This is a genomic window from Mesorhizobium sp. WSM4310 (assembly GCF_007003935.1).
Lineage (GTDB): Bacteria > Pseudomonadota > Alphaproteobacteria > Rhizobiales > Rhizobiaceae > Mesorhizobium.
This window is the reverse complement of the sequence record NZ_VFTA01000038.1, coordinates 16,864-35,178: the sequence shown is the minus strand read 5'-3', so window position 1 is coordinate 35,178 and position 18,315 is coordinate 16,864. Positions and strand designations below refer to the sequence as shown.

Sequence of the window (18,315 nt, the reverse complement as noted above, 5' to 3'; positions counted from 1 at the left end):
CCAGCACGTCAACACCGGAGTACTCAAGCGCTGTTTTTAGCTCTTCGCAGTCGCACAAAAATATGCCAAACGCGACACCCGCTGTTGGTAACGTAAGGGAAGGGGCCTCGGTTGAGCGCGGCTGGTGAGATAAAAGGGATGACTCCTCCAGATATTCGATCGCGAAAAGGCCAGACGCCACTTGTATGCTTGACGGCCTACACCACGCCGGTCGCGAGGCTGCTCGATCGCCACTGCGACATCGTTCTTGTCGGCGACAGCGTCGGCATGGTGCTGCACGGCCTGTCGTCGACGCTGGGGGTCACGCTCGACATGATGATCATGCACGGACAGGCCGTTCGCCGCGGCCTTGAACACGCGCTGATGGTCGTCGACCTGCCCTTCGGTTCCTACGAGGAAAGCCCAGAGCACGCTTTCGGCAACGCTGCGCGCGTGATGGGTGAGACCGGTTGTTCAGCGGTAAAGATCGAGGGCGGCGAGACCATCGCGGAAACCATCCGCTTCCTTACCGCGCGCGGCGTACCTGTCATGGCCCATGTGGGCCTGACGCCGCAGGCGGTAAACACGTTTGGAGGCTATCGTGTGCAGGGCCGGGGAGCCGATGCAGAGCGGATCAGGCGCGACGCCAGGGCGGTAACTGAAGCTGGCGCCTTCTCCTTGGTGCTGGAAAAGATACCGGAGCAGCTTGCACGGCAGATAACCGCCGATATCGACATACCCACCATCGGCATCGGTGCCTCGCCAGCTTGCGACGGCCAGATTCTGGTGAGCCACGATATGCTCGGGCTCTTCACCTCATTTCGGCCGAAGTTCGTCAAACGCTATGCCGAGCTCGGTGAGCAGGCTGAGGCGGCAATCGCCGCTTACGCCACCGATATGCGGAACCGGCACTTTCCGGCGGTCGAACATCTCTATGTCAACGCCTTGAAGGCCGGTGACTTCACATGAGCGTGCCGATCGCTCGAACCGTGAGCGAGCTGCGCGGCGTCGTTGCGCAATGGCGTCGCTCGGGTGCCACGATCGGTATTGTGCCGACCATGGGAGCCTTGCACGACGGGCATCTGAGCCTCGTGCGGAAGGCGCTCGAAAGGGCCGAGCGGGTGATCGTGACGCTGTTCGTAAACCCCAAGCAGTTCAACAGCCCCGCCGACCTGATTGCCTACCCTCGGACGGAAAGCGACGATGCTGCCAAGCTCGCTCTGCTGGGCACGCATCTGCTCTATGTGCCGGACACAGAGGAAATGTACCAGGTGGGCTTCGCCACGGCCGTTTCAGTGTCCGGCATCAGCGAATGCCTTTGCGGCGCATTCCGGCTCGGCCATTTCAATGGCGTGGCGACGGTCGTGGCCAAGCTCTTCCTGCAGGCCGGCGCTGACTTCGCCTTTTTTGGCGAAAAGGATTTTCAGCAACTTCAGCTTGTCAGGCGCTTGGTCCGGGATCTCGACATTCCGATCACTATTGTGCCCTGTCCGACAGTCCGCGAAGCCGATGGTCTTGCGCTATCGTCGCGTAACGTGCGGCTCTCCCCAGCCCAACGCGCCATTGCCCCAAAACTAGCATCGGTCCTGCTCGATACGGCCGAGCGGCTTGCACGCGGCTCCCCCATCCTGCCTACGCTTGATGAAGCGCGTGCAGCAATTCTGGCTGCCGGCTATCGCGAGCTCGAATACCTGGAGCTTCGCGGAGAAACAGACCTGCAATCGTTAGCAAGCCTTGACCGACCGGCACGCTTGCTTGCTGCGGCTTGGCTTGGCGACACGCGGCTCATCGATAACGTCGCAATATCACCCATCGGTAGTTGGTCAGGTGGGCGGAGCTCTCTCCAATCGGAAGCAGCACAGCAATTGCGGTGATGACGGCGGCGCGTCGTATGCCCTGCAGGGACAGGCCATCATTTAGAACCACGTCTCCGTCGGCTTCCAGCAACCTCCGCGAGGTACGCTAAGCGCAGATGCATCGCGTATTTGAAACCTTGGTCGAGCAACTCTCTGCAAGCGTCGATGCCGTCGATCTCCATGAGGCAATGGCGTCCGCCGCAGCCGGGTTCGACTTTCCGCTCTTCGCTTATTTCACCTACCCATCCGCTTCCGGCGACAGGCCGCGATTGATCTCGAATTATCCATCATCATGGACATCACATTACCTGCAACAGCGCTACCACAGCGTGGATCCCGTGATCCTGCGGGGACTGCGGGGCTGGGATACCTTCGACTGGGGTGTGGACCGCGATCACCGTTATTTGCCGACCTCTCAGCAGGAAGTCCTGGAAAAAGCAGCTGAGTTCGGCATTCGCGGCGGACTGACCATGTCGATGCATGATCATCGCGGCCGGTTCGCCGCACTGACCTTCGCCTCCAACGAGGCGCATCCGCCATTTCTGAGGTCGCTGACGCGCTACGAAAAAGCAATGCAACTGGTTGCGATCAACGTTCATATCCATGCCCGGCGCAGGCTCGCCGAAGATTGCGTGGTAGATGGCATAATGCTCACCCGGCGGGAGTTCGAGTGCCTGAAATGGGCGGCGTGCGGCAAGTCGGCCTGGGATATCAGCCAGATTCTCGGTGTCTCGAAACGCACCGTGACCTTCCATCAGGAAAACGCCAAGGCGAAGCTTGGCGTGCGAACCATCAACCAGGCCGTAGTGCGGATGGCTGCTCGGGCGAGATCCTGATCCTCTCCAAGTCTAGCTGTAAAGGTCTACAGGCTGCATTCATGACGGCTTTGCCCTTCGATTGCGTGGACACATCCCGCACGGAGACGACAATGATGCAGCTGATAACACCCGACTGCTACGCCGAGTTTGCGAGCGAACTCAAGGAAATGCACGGACTTAGGTATCGGGTTTTCAAGAAGCGGCTCGATTGGGAAGTGCAGACCGAAGGCGAAATGGAAACGGACTCGTTTGACAGCCTGAACCCCGTCTACCTGCTTCTCAAGGGGTCCGATTGGCGAACTTGCGGCTGCGTCCGCCTTTTGCCGACCACCGGACCGACAATGTTGCGCGATACGTTTCCGACGCTGCTGGATGAGATGGTGGTCCCTGCGAGTGCCGATATCTGGGAGAGTAGTCGTTTCGCGCTCGATCTCCCTGCGACAGCGCCGAAGGCAGCTGGCGGCCTGGCCCAAGCAACCTACGAGCTCTTCGCGGGGATCATCGAATTCGGCTTGGCCAACAATCTCTCCGGGATCGTAACGGTGACAGATACGCGCATCGAAAGGATCCTTCGTCTCGCGACCTGGCCGTTGTCACGTATCGGACAGCCCAAGCAGGTCGGCAACACCGAGGCAGTCGCCGGCTTCCTCGATATTTCCTACGCCAGTCTCTTGCGCATCCGCTGGAGGGGACGCCTCAACGGGCCGGTGTTGTGGCAACCAGTTCTCATCCAATCGGCATAGCGCCTGCGGATGCTCAGCCGTGACTTGAGTTAAGTCTGCTCACGGCCGCCACCGCCGCCGTGAGGGTGAGCGGACCCGCCCCACGAGCTTTCGACTGTTCCGGTCGATTGGCTCGCGCGGCCGGACTTTGGATTTCCGTAGGCGCAACCCGCAGTCCAGCGTGAGCACGCCAAAATGGCGCCCCTCCGCTTCGTCCAAAGAAGCCAACGTGGCTTCTGAGGTCGTCTTAGAATATTGGACCGGCCGCCGTGAGCGATCGCAACCTCAAAGCTTTGCCGGTATGCCGGTTTGGCCGGACCGTCGGCCAGTCGGAGCAGTCCCCCGATAAGGACCCGAGCTGACGCGCGGTCCAACAGCGCCCGAGCCTATGCTTTGTGCATTACCGTTCGGTTGGCCATGTCGTCCAAGACCGCATGAAGAAGGCTTCCAACCTCCTGCGCAGCGAGCTCTGGCGCAATTCCTACATCGGACAATTGAATGAGCATTTTCTTGGCGGCACAGCGCCAGAACGCGCTCGCCGCCTCGCCGTTCTTGGTCTCGAGGGCCTGGGCGATACTTTCGACCAATATACGTCGCCGATGCAGCGGAAATACGCAAATGTTTGATTCATGCATCAATCACCTCACAGATTCAGTTCCACAAAGAAAAACACCGGCGTCTTCAAAAGAGCCCCGCTAGCGCGGTGACGGTTCGCGGCGACATGACGAGTTCCACTTCCCCATCGACAAGCCATTGGGAGATGAGCCGCCGGACCGCATATCCGGGACCGCACATAAGGTGAACCACCATTGCTCATCCGGCTGCATTTTCCTGGGCCGTTCGACGAGGCGTTCCAGCCGAATTGACGTCCAATGACTTGATCTCTGAAAGGGCAGGGCGGTACGAATCACCCGACTGTTCCGCTGCTTACATTCCTGCGAGCTTGTGTATGAACGATTAAAGCGTGCCCGAGCCGTTCTTGGTGGCCGCCGCAGAAGGGAATCATGTCATCCGCTGCCTATCGTAGGCGGCGCGACTTCTAGCATGACTGCACTGCCCCGACAGGGCTTTGCAATCGCGCGTTTCGAAGCCTATGCTTTGGCATCGGCCGGCATTTACTTCGGTGCAGCCGACAGTAAGACGTACGCGCTCTTGCCCCGTTGGAAGAGAGCCTTGCCCGATCCCTCTTTCGCGACCAGGTGCTGAAGCCCTCACCCCGCAGGACTTCGCGCTTTTGCGACCATCGCTGCATCACGTCGAACCGGGCATCAAGGACAAGTTGGAGGTCGCGCATCAGCCGATCAAGAACGTATATTTTCCCGAGAGGGGCATCGCGTCGGTGGTCGCCACCATGACCGGCGGGCGGCAAGGTGAAGTCGGCATTGTCGGCTATGACGGGATGAAAGGAATTGCCGTCATTCTCGGAAAGGAAAGCACTACCTGGCGCCTGCCGGTTGAAAACCTTCGCCCTGCGATTAGCCCGTCGCTTCGCACCTCAGTGCTGGACTATGCCCACGCGTTCCTCGTCCAATCATGCCGGACGGCACTGGTCAATGGCCACTCCAAGGTCGAAGAACGGCTGGCCCGCTGGCAGCTGATGGTCCACGACCGTGCGGAAGGAGATAAGATCCTCCCGACGCATGAATTTCTGGCGACCATGCTCGCGCCCACCGCCCGGGGTCACCACGGCCCTGCAAATGCTTGAGTATCGAGGACTGGTGCACGCCAAGCGCGGCGAGATCACGATCATCGACCGTGCCGGATTGATAAAGCTCACACATGGCGCTTATGACAAGGAGGAGCAGCGTTATTTCGGCCTGGCCGCTGCCTGAAGCATGTCGGTTGAAACGGGTTCAGCCGACGTCTCCTTGCCCCTCACCAGGTCGCCCAAAAGCATCAGCGGTTTTGAACGAATCGCAGCGATTGTCCGCAATCGGACATAGGCTTGAAGGCGGTCGAATTCGTGCCATAAGTCGGGTTGGTCAGGGTTCAGGGAGGAATTCGTCATGACCAATTCGTTTCACACCGTCACCGTCGAAAAAGCCGCAGAAGCCTATGTCCTTTCCAGGGGAAGGGTCCGCTTTCTCTCCATGGCGCAGGCGATCCGCGCCATCCGAACACTAATGCCGGCATGCAAGGCCACCGACCGCGAGTTGGAGGAACTGTTGGCGGCCGCTTCCTTCGTTCATGGCGTGCCCGTCGCCTTCGACACAAAAACAGCCGATGGTGTAGAACCACGGCTGCATTCCTAAGAGGGCATGCCGCGCCATGCAGACTGTCAGAGGGCATTCGTCAGATGGTAGTCCGCTAACTTAACTGCAGAGTCTAAAGGACGTGTTCCAGCATTGCGAACTCACCGATCGCTTTGTTGCCAAAGCTGCCAGCAAGCGATCGCCTCATCCAGCCGTTTGCACCATCTCATCACAGACATCATCGCGATGCTACCTGTCCAGCATATGTCCAGCATTTCGCAAGGCGGCCAGAAGGAGCCTCGCATAGCCTGTGACATCGATCTGGGCCTGCATCGAAAGGGGCATGCTGGTCCAGTTCTCCAACGGTGCAATGAAAGGTGAGAAGGTGCCATTGACAAGGCAACAACAGCTAACAAGGCCCTCTCGGTCCAATGCCACCACACCGATCTTGTCGCCTGGATATCCAATGGCTGCGACTCGCTGGACCTCCAGGTCACCGTCCACCCGCACGTCAAAAAGAAGGCTACCACGGCTCCTCGTGGCTATCTCAGCCGCCTTCTCATCAAAGCTTGAAGAGAGCAAGCGGACGCTTTCCACCGCCATCTGGAAAATCACCAAATCCAGTTCATTCACGGCCATATGGGCATTTCCGCGCAACGGGTGGTGATTGCAATGACACATACTGCTTGTTCACAGATGTCGGTCACGAACGATCATTCGTCGGGTTCCGGTTCCGACCAACGGTGTCGCCACCTGATCGTGCTGCGGTTCGAACCTTCCGAACGCGAGCCGAGCGCGCTATGAGGTTGGAGTCTAGGTCTCGGACCCTGCCTCGCGGCCTGCTCATCTTTGGCAGACCCGTTGCAACGCCGCCGCGATGGCGCAAACGCCAGATGACGCTGATCCATCGCTTGATCGTGAACTGAGCTTCTGAACACCATTGGGACAGCAGGGTGGAAGGGCTTGACCAACGCTGCCCCCGTTTTCCAAGAGGACCCGTCCTCGATTGAATCTTTCGAGCCCCGTGCAGCGCGCAGCCAAATGATGACCATCTGGACCCAGCTCGCAGACCGCAAGGCAAAGAGGGAACCTTCCAGGCAGCCAAGCTGCGTCGACGCAAAGAGCGGCCTTTGGAGTTCCCAGAATCGACCCTTCCATAGTTGCGACAGGCAACCACTGCACGAGTGTGGGAGAGCGAATCGCAAGCATTGCGTGAGGTCCTGCGCGTTTTCCCCTCTTGCTATTTGGCACATCGTTTGCGCCGAAGTGGGCGCAGCGTTCGACCGGAGCACTGCATGGGAGAGGGAGGAGCCCCACCCCGATCCGGTCAAGGAGAGAGACGGTGTTGGTTCCAAGAGTTCCCCGCGCGATCTTAGCGCCCCGCAAGCGCCATTTTGCCCGGACCTACGTGCAGGTACTTGCCGCCATAATCCTGGGTGCCGCAATCGGCTATTTCCATTTGGAGACCGGCCACAGCCTGAAGCCGCTCTGCGATGCCTTCGTCGATGTCGTCAAGATAATCACCGTACCTGTCATCTTCCTGACAATGGCGACCGGCATTGCCGGCATGAGCGATCTGCAGAAGGTCGGCCGAGTTGCCGCCAAGGCGATGGTTTATTTCCTTACCTTCTCGACGCTAGCACTCCTTGTCGGGCTGATTGTCGCGAATATCGTTCAGCCTGGCGCCGGCCTCAACATCGATCCGGCCTCGCTCGATGTCGAAGCCGTTAAGGGCTATGTGGCCACGGCTCACGAGCAGTCCGTGACCAGCTTCCTGATGAACATCATCCCGTCAACGATTGCCAGTGCCTTCGCGGAAGGCGACATCCTGCAAGTCTTGTTCCTCTCGGTCCTGTTCCTCTCGATCCTGTTCGGCGCGGTCTGCCGCTACAACGGCCGCTCGCTCTTCTCTCTCGTCCGATACATCAAGGACGAGCTGCTGCTCGCAATGTCCTCCTCAGAGGCCGCGCTGGCCTCGCTCATGGAGAAGATGGAAAAGGCCGGCGCCACGCATTCGGTCGTGGGTCTCATTCCATTCAATCTGGACGGCACGAATATGATGCTCGCCGCCCTTTTCATCGCCCAAGCGACGAAAACTGATCTCCCGATCGGCTGCCGGATCCTCATGCTGTTTGTCGCATTGTTCCCTTCGAACGGAACAACCCGCATTACCGGTGCAGGCCTCGTCACAATGGCTGCAACGCTCTTTCTTGTTCCGGCCGCACCGGTCACCTCCGTGGGGCTTATTCTTGGCGTCGATCAGCTTATGTCCGAATGCCACGCGCTGACGGTTTTTCTCCGCAGCGTAGCGGCAACGCTGGCTGTCACCCGGTCCGGGGCGAGCGGGATAAACGACGATTCGGGGAGCGCCTCACTAGCGGACCGTTCAGCGCTCTGGCGGTGGACGGTCAAGTCGCCCGGCGTGGTGAACACAATTCCCCGTGCGAACGACGCTCAGCTATTGGGGTGGACCCGATGGCGCAAAGCCGTATTTGAGAAACCGCCAGATCGCACCGGCACCTGTGCGCCTGTAGCAACTGCGGGGCACGATCAAAACTGACCCATTTTACACCAAAAAGGCGGCCGTTGCTGCCACGCCGTCCATGGATTGGAGACTCATGTCTAAGCCGACTGCCATCACTGTCGCAGCTCTTCTTTTACTCCTCGCCTTGCTGGCGAGCCAATATAGCGCGAACCTGCACCGGCAGGCGTGGTCGACCGACAGGCAAAAGTGGAGCGGCGCATTCGACAACGATCTCCTTCGCCAATCGCCGGCAACCCGCAAGGCGATGCCGTTCTGGTCATATTCAATGACTACCACAACTGTCCGCATTGCAGACTGGCTGATATCAACTACCAAAAAGCCTTCAAGCATGAGCCCAATCTGAAGCTTGTGATCAAACAGTTCCCGGTCCTGGGACCGGATTCCCAATTCCCAGCCTTCGCCGCACTCGCCTCGAGAAAACAGGGAAAGTTCGACGAATTCCACCGCGCCCTTATGATTTCCCCCAGTTGAAGGGTCACTCTCAAGATCGCAGCGCGTGTAGGCCTTGACGTTGAGCAGCTCAAGCGGGAATGCAAGATCCGGCCATCGCAGATGAAATGCGCGCGTCCGCGCACTCGCGAAAGGTCTGCACTTAGACGGTACGCCCGCGTTGGTGGTCGGCGATATAGTGGTCGCCGACCTTGTGGACATGGCCAGCTTGCAACGCTTGCATCGCCGATGCGCGCTCAAAGCGTGCTGGCTCTCGTGCGGGGCAGCATCTGTAGACCGGCCACGCTGTTGTTGCCGGAGCGTGCCGTTTGTGGCAGCTGGCTTTGCTGTCGCTCCTCGTAATCTTGTTGCGGTCATCCAGCTGCCGTGGGCGCCAACAACAATCCTGAGCGCCCGCGCCTGAAGTCGCTGGCCGGGTGCTCGTGAACCGAGCCCGCTTTTCTTCGGCAAGCTCAGGCGGTCTTGGCCCTGCGGCATCGCCCCCTGGCGCGGGGCAGCCTTCGGCTGCTGACGGTCGCCGGCCTGTCGGCCGGCGTCTTTCTATTGTGGCCTTCCCCCTGGCGCAGGGTGGGCAGCACTCCCTTCTAGGCCCGCCGCGGCGTCCCGCAACCCTTCGCTTGTCGCTTTCGGGTCCTCCACTCCGTTCCGGTCCTGCTGATGCAGTCCGCCTCCGACGGCGGGCCTTTCCGGTCGCTTTTGCCGCCCACCCCGCTTCCGGGGAGGGCGCGCGATTGTAGAGCGGAGGACATCACGATGCGTGCAAACAACAAACGTTGCGGCAGCCGACAGGCTGGCGCAGACAGCGGCGGGCGCACCGGCGCCAGCCTTTATCAGGAAATCACCGACCGCATCATTGCCGAACTGGAGCGCGGCACCGTGCCATGGGTCAAGCCGTGGGGCAGGGCAAGGACAGGCCTCGGCCTGCCGCGGAATGCGGCCACCCAGCGCCGATATTCCGGCATCAATATCCTGATCCTGTGGGGCGCGGTCATCGAGCGCGGTTTCCCCAGCCAGAACTGGCTCACCTTCCGGCAGGCGCTTTCGCTTGGCGGCAATGTCAGGAAGGGCGAGCACGGCACCACCATCGTTCACGCTGACCGCTTTGTTCCCAAGAACGAAAAGCAACGCGCCGACACCGATGGCGACGAACCGCAGGCGGTGCCCTTCCTGAAGCGCTTCACCGTCTTCAATGTCGCGCAGTGCGATAATCTGCCCGAACATCTTTACGCCGCCGGCGAGCCTCTGCCTGAGCGCGAGATGGTCCCGCAGGCCGAGGCGCTCATTCATGCAACCGGCGCTGATTTTCGCGTCGGCGGCGAGCGCGCCTTCTACATGCCCGGCAGCGACACCATACAGGTGCCGCCGCAGCCGGCTTTCTTCCACCAGATCGACTATTACCGGACCTGCTTTCACGAGCTTGGCCACTGGACCGGCCACCCGAGGCGACTCGCGCGCGACCTGTCCGGCTCCTTCGGGTCCAACACCTATGCGCGCGAGGAACTGGTCGCCGAAATCGCATCAGCCTTCATCTGCAGCAGTCTCGGCATCGAGCCGACCGTGCGCCATGCCGACTACATCGGCTCATGGCTGACGGTTTTGCGCGAGGACAACCGCGCCATCTTCCGCGCCGCAAGCCATGCCTCGAAAGCCGCCGATTTCCTGCTTGGCCGCAATGTCGATGTCGAAGGCGAGGCACATGCCGAAACCGCCTATGGGAGCGCGCAATCCTCACACGCGACCGCCTTGCGCCTCTGATGACGCAAAGCCGCGCGCAACCAACTCGACAGTTCTTTTGAGGTTGCCCTAACGCCGATGGCCGGCGTTGGCGTCGATCGTTCATCGGACCGAGGTTCGCAAAAAAAGAGGGCGGCATTGATGCCGCCCTCTCGTTGCGAAAGCTGCCAGAGCTGGATTAGAAATCCATGCCGCCCATGCCGCCCATGCCGCCGCCGCCCATGCCGCCAGGCATGCCGCCGCCAGCCGACTCCTTCTTCGGAGCCTCCGCGATCATGGCTTCGGTGGTGACCAGCAGGCCGGCGACCGAGGCCGCGTCCTGAAGAGCCGTACGGACAACCTTGACCGGATCGACGATACCCATGGCGATCATGTCGCCATACTCGCCGGTCTGGGCGTTGTAGCCGAAGGTCGCGCCCTTGTTCTCAAGGATCTTGCCGGCAACGATCGATGCTTCCGCACCGGCGTTGGCCGCGATCTGGCGGGCCGGAGCCTGCAGCGCACGACGCACGATGTTGATGCCGGCGGCCTGGTCGGCATTGACGCCGGTGGCCTTGATGTTGGCCGAAGCGCGCAGCAGCGCGACGCCACCACCAGCAACGATGCCTTCTTCGACGGCCGCGCGGGTCGCGTTGAGGGCGTCATCGACGCGGTCCTTCTTTTCCTTGACTTCGACTTCCGTCGCACCGCCGACGCGGATCACCGCAACGCCGCCGGCGAGCTTCGCCAGACGTTCCTGCAGCTTCTCCTTGTCGTAGTCCGAAGTGGTCTTTTCGATCTGCTGCTTGATCTGGGCAACGCGGCCCTGGATCTCGGCCTTCTTGCCGGCGCCGTCGACGATGGTGGTGTTCTCCTTGGAGATCGACACCTTCTTGGCGCGGCCGAGCATGTTGAGGCCGACGTTCTCGAGCTTGATGCCGAGGTCTTCCGAGATGACCTGGCCACCGGTGAGGATGGCGATGTCTTCCAGCATGGCCTTGCGGCGATCACCGAAGCCCGGCGCCTTGACGGCGGCGATCTTCAGGCCGCCACGCAGCTTGTTGACGACCAGCGTGGCCAGAGCCTCGCCTTCGACGTCTTCCGAGATGATGAGCAGCGGCTTCGAGGTCTGCACGACGGCTTCGAGAACCGGCAGCATGGCCTGGAGGTTGGACAGCTTCTTCTCGTGCAGGAGGATGTAGACGTCCTCGAGTTCGGCAACCATCTTGTCGGCGTTGGTGACGAAGTAGGGCGAGAGGTAGCCGCGGTCGAACTGCATGCCTTCGACGACTTCGAGTTCGGTCTCGGCGGTCTTGGCTTCCTCAACCGTGATGACGCCTTCGTTGCCGACCTTCTGCATCGCTTCGGCGATCATCTTGCCGACCGAAGCATCGCCGTTGCCGGCGATGGTGCCGACCTGGGCAACCTCTTCGGAGGTCTTGATCTTCTTGGCGTTCTTGATCAGGGTCGCAACGACGTCGGTTACCGCGAGGTCGATGCCGCGCTTCAGGTCCATCGGGTTCATGCCGGCGGCAACGGCCTTGTGGCCTTCCTGGACGATCGACTGCGCCAGAACGGTCGCGGTCGTGGTGCCGTCGCCAGCGATGTCGTTGGTCTTCGAAGCAACTTCGCGGACCATCTGCGCGCCCATGTTTTCGAACTTGTCCTCAAGCTCGATTTCCTTGGCGACGGTGACGCCGTCCTTGGTGATGCGCGGGGCGCCGAACGACTTGTCGATGACCACGTTGCGGCCCTTGGGGCCGAGCGTGACCTTCACCGCGTCAGCGAGGATGTTGACACCGCGCAGCATGCGCTCGCGGGCATCGCGGGAGAATTTTACGTCTTTGGCAGCCATTTTTAGCTCCTGGCAGGGGCTTCAATCGAGCCCGGGAATTCAGTTGACGAAAGGGCCTGATATGAGCCGATGATGCCCATGATGTCGGATTCCTTCATGATCAGAAGGTCTTCGCCATTGAGCTTGACTTCCGTGCCCGACCACTTGCTGAACAGGATGCGGTCGCCGGCCTTGACGTCCAGCGGGACCAGCTTGCCAGCTTCGTCACGAGCGCCGAAGCCGACAGCGATGATCTCGCCTTCCTGCGGCTTTTCCTTTGCCGTGTCGGGGATGATGATCCCGCCAGCGGTCTTGGATTCGGATTCGACCCGGCGAACGACCACGCGGTCATGCAGCGGGCGGAACTTCGACTTTGCCATTTTCGGATTTTTCCCTGGTGCGCTGTTGAGGGGTTTTTGTTAGCACTCGCGATGGACGAGTGCTAACGCGATAGTGAGGTAGGCTGTAAGCGGGCACTCGTCAAGACGGACGAGGGCAGGCGAGGAGCTCTGGCCCCCTCCCCGGTGGAACCCAACGCATACGCGGCATCCGCGTTGATGGCTGCGAGCCCCACATTTCCATTGAATTCGGCGTCATGACGCCAACTTGCTCGCGCCGCTTCCAAGTCGTCAGTCGTGCTGCCGTCAGCACGAACATAGGGCTGCGCTTCACTTCCCGTCGAAGCCGCGGCAAGCAGCGTCGCCGTCAGCACGCTCCTTTGCAGATGCTTGCCAAAGGTGGACAGTGAGCGCACCTGCGCCGGGCTGTTGGTGCGAACGTAAGACGTCATTGACAACTCCTTTTTGCAAGTCGAGCCCCTTCTCCACCTTCGGCCGCCGTCGACGCGAAGAAGTCCGCATCGCGTTGAAGACGAGCTGCGAAAAAGAGAAAGATGTGTTTGATGGCTGCGGCCCCAACGGTGCCTTCAGATTTGAGATCACTTCCGCCGCGAGCGGCTGAAGCTCCTCGCAACGTCAAATCGAATCTGCTGCCAAGCCTCCAGGAAAGGAGAGCATTGCTCATCTCGCGCTTGTGCATGCAGTCAACCTTCGATCCGTGTTGCCACATCAAGAGCAAATGCCGTGCCAAAGCTCACTGGGAAGTGAACGCATGGCTCTCCCTGAAAACCTCACAAATCCAGCATGGTCAATTGTGCGGAACCCGACATGCGTCTTCTGCCACTGTCAGCTTTCGGACAGGCATGACGCGTTTCGCGCCGACCACCGGTCGATCGGTTTTGGGGCCGGTCTGTTCGCCTCATAAGAGCGCGTTACATTGCGTAGCGGTTTCCCGAGCGCCGCCACATGACACTGGACCTGCAGGTAGCACCGGCTTCTCATCCAGCCTTACTTTGGCCCCCTCGCGTATCAAATTCCCGCTGGCGAGCCCTGCTTTCATAGATCGCACCATGCCGGATGTCTGCTCTGGCGCCCGACCCGCTGGCACGATCTCGATCCGGCATAAGGGCGCAGCATCTTTGCAGGCCGTTTCATCCCGGCGTCCTGCTTGGCTGACAGACCGCACTTGGCGAGCGGTCTCCATGCTCTCTCCAAGGACCATCCCTGCGGCTGGCTTGTCGACCTATGGGCGGGTCCGGCCGCCCGAAACCCTCGCGCCATCAGCTTTTTTCCCCGCCGCCTGCGGCGGCTTCCTCGCGCCGCTTCGCTCACAAAAAAGCTGCCCGCTCGGGTCCTTCACTGTCGCTGCGGCCCTGTCGGATTCAGGCGGTCCTGACGCGCCCATTACGGTGCGCCATCGCAGGGGATGGTCCCCGGCGAAACCACAAAAGGAGACTTCGAAATGACCGCGATCGGTTACGTCAACAAGCAGGAAAACGGCGCCTACAAGGGCCAGTTCAAGACGCTCAGCGTCCGCGCCGACATCGATATCGTCCCCAACCAGGCCAAGAGCGCCGATAACCATCCCGACTTCCGGGTGCTTACGCAAGGGGTCGAAGTCGGCGCTGGCTGGATCCGCACCGGCGAGACTTCCGGCAAGGATTATGTGAGCCTGTCGATTGCAGCGCCGGAGTTCGGACCGCGCAAGCTCTACGCCAATCTCGGCCGAGCCGCCGGCCAGGACGATCACGACACCTACGCCATCATCTGGAACCCGGCCGACTGACCGGCCGAGATAAGAGCCTCGCGCCGCAGCCCCGGCGCGGGGCTCATTCCCAGGAGTTCCACCCAAACCCCGTCCGCCCTAAAGGGCGGCGAAAACTCTCCCCCGACTCTTCGCCCGTCCCCGAGACGATCTCCCTCGCCCATCCTCGCCCTCGCTTGTCCGAAGCGAAACGAGGATCATCATGGACGACGAAAACGAACGCGCGGCCCGCGCGAAAAAGGGCAGCCCGTTTCTCAGCACAGCCCAAGCCGCCTTCTATATCGGGCTCTCCCAGCGCACGCTCGAAAAGATGCGGCTCAAGGGCGGCGGCCCGAAATTCCGCAAGCACGGCCGCTATGTCCGCTATCACATCGACGAACTCGACCATTGGTCGAAAGGACACCCGCAGCACTCCATCGCCGGCGATGGCAAGGCCGGTTCCGGCCAGGGCGGCACGGGAGGCCGTTCATGAGGCGGCGCCCTTCCATCCATCTGATCGGCAGCCGCCTGAGGCGTGTTCGAGCCCGTAAGACGGTCGCCTTGGCCGCGGCCGGTCTCGGTCTTTTGGGCTTCACGGCGCTGGGAAAGCCCGCCCCTTGGCTGGTCTGGAACGCCTCGGCCAGCGCGCCGATCGGCCTTTACCGCATCGCTGCGGGAGCGCTGGCGCGTGGCGATCTCGTGCTCGTGCGCCCGCCTGAATACGCGGCGTATCTCGCCGCCGAGCGCAGCTATCTGCCTCGCAATGTGCCGCTGGCAAAACGTCTTGCAGCGCTGCCGGACGATAATGTCTGCGCCTTCAATGACGCCATCATCATCGGCGGCGACATCGTCGCGCGCCGGCTCAAAATCGACGCCGAAGGCCGACCTTTGCCATGGTGGAACGGCTGCCGAGCGCTCGGGGATAACGAGGTTTTCCTGCTCGGCAGCGACAAAAACCGCTCCTTCGACAGCCGCTATTTCGGGCCTGTTCCCACTCAAAATGTCATCGGGAGGCTCGTACCACTATGGACCGAGTGACCCTCCTCTTGTTGGGCATGATCGCCATTGCGCCATGCGCCTGTTCCGCCTCGACCGGCGCTGAGCCGGTCGCCATCTCCCAAAGTCCGCAGCTGCGAAAGTGGCAGACGTTGGTATCGGAAGCAAGCCGGCGCTTCCATATTCCCCAAGCCTGGATCTATGCCGTCATGGCTGCCGAAAGCGGCGGCAAGACAATGCGCGGCGGCCGCCCCATCACCTCCCCCGCTGGCGCCATGGGCCTCATGCAGGTGATGCCCGGCACCTATGAAGAGATGCGGGTCGAACACGGCCTTGGGCCTAACCCCCACGATCCGCGCGACAATATCCTGGCCGGCACGGCCTATCTCAGTGCCATGTATGACCGCTTCGGATTTCCTGGCCTGTTTGGCGCCTACAATGCCGGTCCCGAGCGCTACGACGAGCATTTGAAGCGTGGCAAACCGCTGCCAGAAGAGACCGTCGAGTACCTCGACCAACTCAAGGCGGCCGGAGTTTCGGCGGCCGACATCGAGGCGTTCGAAAGCCAATCTGTCGCTCCAAAGGCGCAAATCGCTCCTCTCGGACGGTCGCTGTTCTTCATTCATGACGGTGTTCACTCAGGCGTGCGAAACGGCGATCTCTTCGTGCCGCTCGGCAAGGACGGCGCGCAGCCGAAGGAGCCGGTGCGTTAGCCATGGCGGACGGGGGCGCGTCTGGCGGGGCTGGGCGCGGAAGGCAAGATAAAGGTACCGCCTCCAGGAGGCGGTTAAATCTTTGTCTGCACATCGTTTTTCCGGGAGGCTGCCGCCGGTGCCAAGAGGGTTTGACGTGTAAGTGTCTGATTTTGCTTGATATGTCTGGGAGGCTCGCATTAAGGATGACGAGTTCAGGCCGAAGCTCGGCAAAATCGGGTCGCGCGGCTCGAAGGCCGGCAAACGCTATGCCGGCCAGGTTCGTGCGGCGATCAACCGGGCTGGCGGCCGGCCGCAACGCGGTGGTCGCTTCACAGGAAGCCGGACAGGGCGCGGCGGGGCGGCCGCCGCACTGCTGAAATCGCGCGACCGGTATGCCGCCTTCCGCCAGCGCCGGGTGATCGTCAAGGCGCGGGTCGTCAAGCTCGCCGGCAAGGGCGCGGACGGGGCGCGTGCCCATCTACGCTATCTTCAGCGCGACGGGGTCACCCGCGAAGGTGAACCTGGCGAGCTCTACGGCGCCGACAGCGGCCGCGTCGACGGCAAGGCGTTCATCGATCGCGCGGACGGCGACCGCCATCAGTTCCGCTTCATCGTCGCTGCCGAAGACGGCATCGAGTACGACGACCTCAAGGCGCTGACGCGGCGGCTCATGGCGCAGATGCAGGAAGACCTCGGCACGAAGCTCGACTGGGTCGCGGTCGATCATTTCAACACCGGCCACCCGCACAGCCACATCATCGTCCGTGGCAGGGACGACCGTGGCGAGAACCTGGTCATCGCGCGCGAATATATCTCATCTGGCATCCGCGAGCGGGCGGCCGAGCTGGTCAGCCTCGATCTCGGTCCGCGAACCGACCGCGAGATTGAGCTTCGCCTGCGCCGGGAAATGGAGCAGGAACGCTTCACCAGCATCGACCGTCGGCTGCTCAGCATGCGTGATGATGACGGCCTGGTCTCGCCGGGCGGTCCCGACGCCATTCGCCAGACGCTGCACCAGGGACGGCTGCGCAAGCTCGAGCGGATGGGTCTGGCCGCGGAGGTCGGCGCTGGCTCCTGGCGCCTCGACGATGAGCTCGAAGCCACGCTGCGCCGCACCGGCGAACGCGGCGACATCATCAAGACCATGCACCGCGAACTGACCGGCAAGGGGCTTGCCCGCAGGGCCGCCGACTGGGTGATCCACGATCGATCCGGCGAGCCCGTCCAGTCTCTCGTCGGTCGCGTTGTCGCGCGTGGACTGGCCGACGAGATCAATGACCGCCATTACATGATCGTCGACGCCGTCGACGGTAAGAGCCATTGGATCAACATCGGTAGAGGCGAGGCGATGGAAACGATGCCTAATGGCTGCATCGTGCGTGTCGCGCCAAGGAACACCGAGCCGAGGCAGGTCGATCGTACCATCGCCGAAATCGCCGCCGCGCATGGCGGCCGTTACGACGTCGATATGCACCTGAAGCATGACCCATCCGCCACCGAGAGCTTTGCGCGAACGCATGTGCGGCGGCTGGAGGCGATCCGCCGCGCGACCGGCGGCGTTGAGCGAGAGCCGAACGGCACCTGGCTCATCGCGCCGGACCATCTCGATCGCGTCGCGAATTATGAGGGCCAGCGGGCCAGGGCCGAGCCTGTCGTTGCCGACAAGCTCTCCTCAATGGCGCTGGAGCGACAGGTCAGCTTCAACGGCGCCACCTGGCTCGACCGGGAGCTGGTTGCCGATAGACCCGAGCCTTTGCACGGATCCGGCTTCGGCCGCGACGTGAGAGAGGCGCAAGCTCGCCGGCGGCAGTGGCTGATCGCGCAAGGCCTCGCGCATAAAGAACAGGATGGGATCGTCTATCGAGCCAACATGCTTTCGATCCTGCGCCAGCGAGAACTGAACCGTGTTGCTGGCCAACTGTCGGAGGAACTTGGCCTGCCCTATGCCGAAGCGCGATTCGGAGGACGAGTAGAGGGTACGCTCCGCCGCTCCGTCGAGCTTGCCAGCGGAAAATATGCCGTCGTTGAAAAGTCGCGCGAGTTCACGCTGGTGCCATGGCGGCCGGTGCTTGAGCGCCATGTGGGCAAGGAGGTCTCCGGTGTCGTGAGTGGGGAGGGGATTTCATGGACCGTCGGCCGGCAAAGGAGCGGACCTGGTGTTTCGTGAGATGGTGTACAGCTTTTTAGCCAGCGGCGCGGGCAGCCATGCGAGCCCGCGTAGACCTTATGGCCGCACGCCCGCAATCGGTCGCATGGACCTGCCAGGCGGGGCGGCTTTGGAGCGTTCGGACCCGACACGCTGCGTGAGTGGCCAGACTTCGAGCGCTCGAAGATGCGGACTGTTGTCTGCTGGCCGGCGTTATTCCGGCTGGCCTATGACCGCGGCGCAACAGTTCACCGCTGAAGTTGCCACGGGCGAACATCGACAAGAGA

The 18,315-nt window shown here is 61.6% G+C and carries 19 protein-coding genes and 1 pseudogene; 15 read left to right on the top strand and 5 right to left on the bottom strand.

Annotated elements, in window-relative coordinates:
- Positions 1 to 111 precede the first annotated feature (111 nt).
- The 4 genes from panB (at position 112) to FJV80_RS28960 (ending at position 3,396) form a co-directional block, all read left to right on the top strand.
- Positions 112 to 948, top strand: a complete 837-nt coding sequence (panB, locus tag FJV80_RS28975; protein WP_063169249.1) for a 3-methyl-2-oxobutanoate hydroxymethyltransferase — start codon at positions 112 to 114, stop codon at positions 946 to 948.
- Positions 945 to 1,853: a pantoate--beta-alanine ligase gene (panC, locus tag FJV80_RS28970; RefSeq protein WP_063169248.1), complete on the top strand. Its 909-nt coding sequence runs from the start codon at positions 945 to 947 to the stop codon at positions 1,851 to 1,853. Before panB ends, panC begins: the two co-directional genes overlap by 4 nt.
- 98 nt (positions 1,854 to 1,951) lie before the next feature.
- A complete protein-coding gene (locus FJV80_RS28965; protein WP_063169247.1) occupies positions 1,952 to 2,671 on the top strand; it encodes a LuxR family transcriptional regulator in 720 nt (239 codons plus the stop codon).
- 92 nt (positions 2,672 to 2,763) lie between these two features.
- Positions 2,764 to 3,396: an acyl-homoserine-lactone synthase gene (locus FJV80_RS28960; protein ID WP_063169246.1), complete on the top strand. Its 633-nt coding sequence runs from the start codon at positions 2,764 to 2,766 to the stop codon at positions 3,394 to 3,396.
- Between the two features lie 365 nt (positions 3,397 to 3,761).
- Here FJV80_RS28960 and FJV80_RS35345 read toward each other — a convergent pair whose 3' ends face one another.
- Positions 3,762 to 4,010 (bottom strand): DUF6074 family protein, encoded by a 249-nt coding sequence (locus FJV80_RS35345; protein ID WP_063169245.1) that lies wholly within the window; start codon positions 4,008 to 4,010, stop codon positions 3,762 to 3,764.
- A 599-nt stretch (positions 4,011 to 4,609) separates the two neighbouring features.
- Here FJV80_RS35345 and FJV80_RS28950 point away from each other — a divergent pair.
- The 3 genes from FJV80_RS28950 (at position 4,610) to FJV80_RS28945 (ending at position 5,627) form a co-directional block, all read left to right on the top strand.
- The gene (locus FJV80_RS28950) at positions 4,610 to 5,080 is read left to right on the top strand and encodes a hypothetical protein (protein ID WP_224570941.1); all 471 of its coding nucleotides are present in this window, start codon (positions 4,610 to 4,612) and stop codon (positions 5,078 to 5,080) included.
- On the top strand, positions 5,073 to 5,207 hold the full coding sequence (locus FJV80_RS35645; RefSeq protein WP_256754986.1) for a hypothetical protein: 135 nt from the start codon (positions 5,073 to 5,075) through the stop codon (positions 5,205 to 5,207). Before FJV80_RS28950 ends, FJV80_RS35645 begins: the two co-directional genes overlap by 8 nt.
- Positions 5,208 to 5,381: 174 nt before the next feature.
- On the top strand, positions 5,382 to 5,627 hold the full coding sequence (locus FJV80_RS28945; protein WP_063169243.1) for a hypothetical protein: 246 nt from the start codon (positions 5,382 to 5,384) through the stop codon (positions 5,625 to 5,627).
- Positions 5,628 to 5,816: 189 nt separating this feature from the next.
- Here the strand turns inward: FJV80_RS28945 and FJV80_RS28940 are convergent, their stop codons facing one another.
- The gene (locus FJV80_RS28940) at positions 5,817 to 6,206 is read right to left on the bottom strand and encodes a hypothetical protein (RefSeq protein ID WP_024505560.1); all 390 of its coding nucleotides are present in this window, start codon (positions 6,204 to 6,206) and stop codon (positions 5,817 to 5,819) included.
- A 706-nt stretch (positions 6,207 to 6,912) separates the two neighbouring features.
- Here FJV80_RS28940 and FJV80_RS28935 point away from each other — a divergent pair.
- The 3 genes from FJV80_RS28935 to FJV80_RS28925 all read left to right on the top strand — a co-directional run bounded on the left by FJV80_RS28935 (position 6,913) and on the right by FJV80_RS28925 (position 10,317).
- Positions 6,913 to 8,127 (top strand): cation:dicarboxylase symporter family transporter, encoded by a 1,215-nt coding sequence (locus FJV80_RS28935; RefSeq protein WP_210326676.1) that lies wholly within the window; start codon positions 6,913 to 6,915, stop codon positions 8,125 to 8,127.
- A gap of 150 nt (positions 8,128 to 8,277) precedes the next feature.
- Positions 8,278 to 8,583, top strand: coding sequence for a thioredoxin domain-containing protein (locus tag FJV80_RS35340; protein WP_126057771.1), 306 nt, complete (start codon positions 8,278 to 8,280; stop codon positions 8,581 to 8,583).
- A 732-nt stretch (positions 8,584 to 9,315) separates the two neighbouring features.
- Positions 9,316 to 10,317, top strand: coding sequence for a zincin-like metallopeptidase domain-containing protein (locus tag FJV80_RS28925; RefSeq protein ID WP_063169241.1), 1,002 nt, complete (start codon positions 9,316 to 9,318; stop codon positions 10,315 to 10,317).
- A gap of 157 nt (positions 10,318 to 10,474) precedes the next feature.
- On the opposite strand, the gene groL is transcribed toward FJV80_RS28925, so the two are convergent.
- The 3 genes and pseudogenes from groL to FJV80_RS28910 all read right to left on the bottom strand — a co-directional run bounded on the left by groL (position 10,475) and on the right by FJV80_RS28910 (position 12,899).
- A complete protein-coding gene (gene groL / locus FJV80_RS28920) occupies positions 10,475 to 12,130 on the bottom strand; it encodes a chaperonin GroEL (RefSeq protein ID WP_063169240.1) in 1,656 nt (551 codons plus the stop codon).
- Between the two features lie 65 nt (positions 12,131 to 12,195).
- Positions 12,196 to 12,489, bottom strand: a pseudogene (gene groES / locus FJV80_RS28915) (co-chaperone GroES); the annotation flags it as partial.
- A gap of 62 nt (positions 12,490 to 12,551) precedes the next feature.
- Positions 12,552 to 12,899, bottom strand: a complete 348-nt coding sequence (locus tag FJV80_RS28910) for a hypothetical protein (RefSeq protein ID WP_063169239.1) — start codon at positions 12,897 to 12,899, stop codon at positions 12,552 to 12,554.
- Positions 12,900 to 13,909: 1,010 nt separating this feature from the next.
- On the opposite strand from FJV80_RS28910, the gene FJV80_RS28905 reads away from it, so the two are divergent.
- From FJV80_RS28905 to rlxS, 5 genes are all read left to right on the top strand, one after another.
- On the top strand, positions 13,910 to 14,233 hold the full coding sequence (locus FJV80_RS28905) for a DUF736 domain-containing protein (protein WP_024505644.1): 324 nt from the start codon (positions 13,910 to 13,912) through the stop codon (positions 14,231 to 14,233).
- Between the two features lie 181 nt (positions 14,234 to 14,414).
- Positions 14,415 to 14,684, top strand: a complete 270-nt coding sequence (locus tag FJV80_RS28900; protein ID WP_024505645.1) for a helix-turn-helix domain-containing protein — start codon at positions 14,415 to 14,417, stop codon at positions 14,682 to 14,684.
- Entirely contained in the window at positions 14,681 to 15,229 is a 549-nt protein-coding gene (locus tag FJV80_RS28895) for a S26 family signal peptidase (RefSeq protein WP_024505646.1), read from the top strand. The genes FJV80_RS28900 and FJV80_RS28895 overlap by 4 nt, the downstream gene beginning before the upstream one ends.
- The gene (locus FJV80_RS28890; RefSeq protein WP_024505647.1) at positions 15,217 to 15,900 is read left to right on the top strand and encodes a lytic transglycosylase domain-containing protein; all 684 of its coding nucleotides are present in this window, start codon (positions 15,217 to 15,219) and stop codon (positions 15,898 to 15,900) included. The genes FJV80_RS28895 and FJV80_RS28890 overlap by 13 nt, the downstream gene beginning before the upstream one ends.
- 178 nt (positions 15,901 to 16,078) lie before the next feature.
- A complete protein-coding gene (gene rlxS / locus FJV80_RS28885) occupies positions 16,079 to 18,049 on the top strand; it encodes a relaxase/mobilization nuclease RlxS (protein ID WP_063169238.1) in 1,971 nt (656 codons plus the stop codon).
- Positions 18,050 to 18,315 lie beyond the last annotated feature (266 nt).

What these genes read in the sequence shown, in the direction of transcription:
- FJV80_RS28910 (WP_063169239.1), bottom strand. Translation starts at nt 12,899, where the DNA reads ATGACGTCTTACGTTCGCACCAACAGCCCGGCGCAGGTGCGCTCACTG.
- FJV80_RS28945 (WP_063169243.1), top strand. Translation starts at nt 5,382, where the DNA reads ATGACCAATTCGTTTCACACCGTCACCGTCGAAAAAGCCGCAGAAGCC.
- FJV80_RS28895 (WP_024505646.1), top strand. Translation starts at nt 14,681, where the DNA reads ATGAGGCGGCGCCCTTCCATCCATCTGATCGGCAGCCGCCTGAGGCGT.
- groL (WP_063169240.1), bottom strand. Translation starts at nt 12,130, where the DNA reads ATGGCTGCCAAAGACGTAAAATTCTCCCGCGATGCCCGCGAGCGCATG.
- FJV80_RS35645 (WP_256754986.1), top strand. Translation starts at nt 5,073, where the DNA reads ATGCTTGAGTATCGAGGACTGGTGCACGCCAAGCGCGGCGAGATCACG.
- FJV80_RS28925 (WP_063169241.1), top strand. Translation starts at nt 9,316, where the DNA reads ATGCGTGCAAACAACAAACGTTGCGGCAGCCGACAGGCTGGCGCAGAC.
- FJV80_RS28900 (WP_024505645.1), top strand. Translation starts at nt 14,415, where the DNA reads ATGGACGACGAAAACGAACGCGCGGCCCGCGCGAAAAAGGGCAGCCCG.
- FJV80_RS28965 (WP_063169247.1), top strand. Translation starts at nt 1,952, where the DNA reads ATGCATCGCGTATTTGAAACCTTGGTCGAGCAACTCTCTGCAAGCGTC.
- FJV80_RS28960 (WP_063169246.1), top strand. Translation starts at nt 2,764, where the DNA reads ATGATGCAGCTGATAACACCCGACTGCTACGCCGAGTTTGCGAGCGAA.
- FJV80_RS35345 (WP_063169245.1), bottom strand. Translation starts at nt 4,010, where the DNA reads ATGCATGAATCAAACATTTGCGTATTTCCGCTGCATCGGCGACGTATA.
- panC (WP_063169248.1), top strand. Translation starts at nt 945, where the DNA reads ATGAGCGTGCCGATCGCTCGAACCGTGAGCGAGCTGCGCGGCGTCGTT.
- FJV80_RS28890 (WP_024505647.1), top strand. Translation starts at nt 15,217, where the DNA reads ATGGACCGAGTGACCCTCCTCTTGTTGGGCATGATCGCCATTGCGCCA.
- FJV80_RS28905 (WP_024505644.1), top strand. Translation starts at nt 13,910, where the DNA reads ATGACCGCGATCGGTTACGTCAACAAGCAGGAAAACGGCGCCTACAAG.
- FJV80_RS28940 (WP_024505560.1), bottom strand. Translation starts at nt 6,206, where the DNA reads ATGGCCGTGAATGAACTGGATTTGGTGATTTTCCAGATGGCGGTGGAA.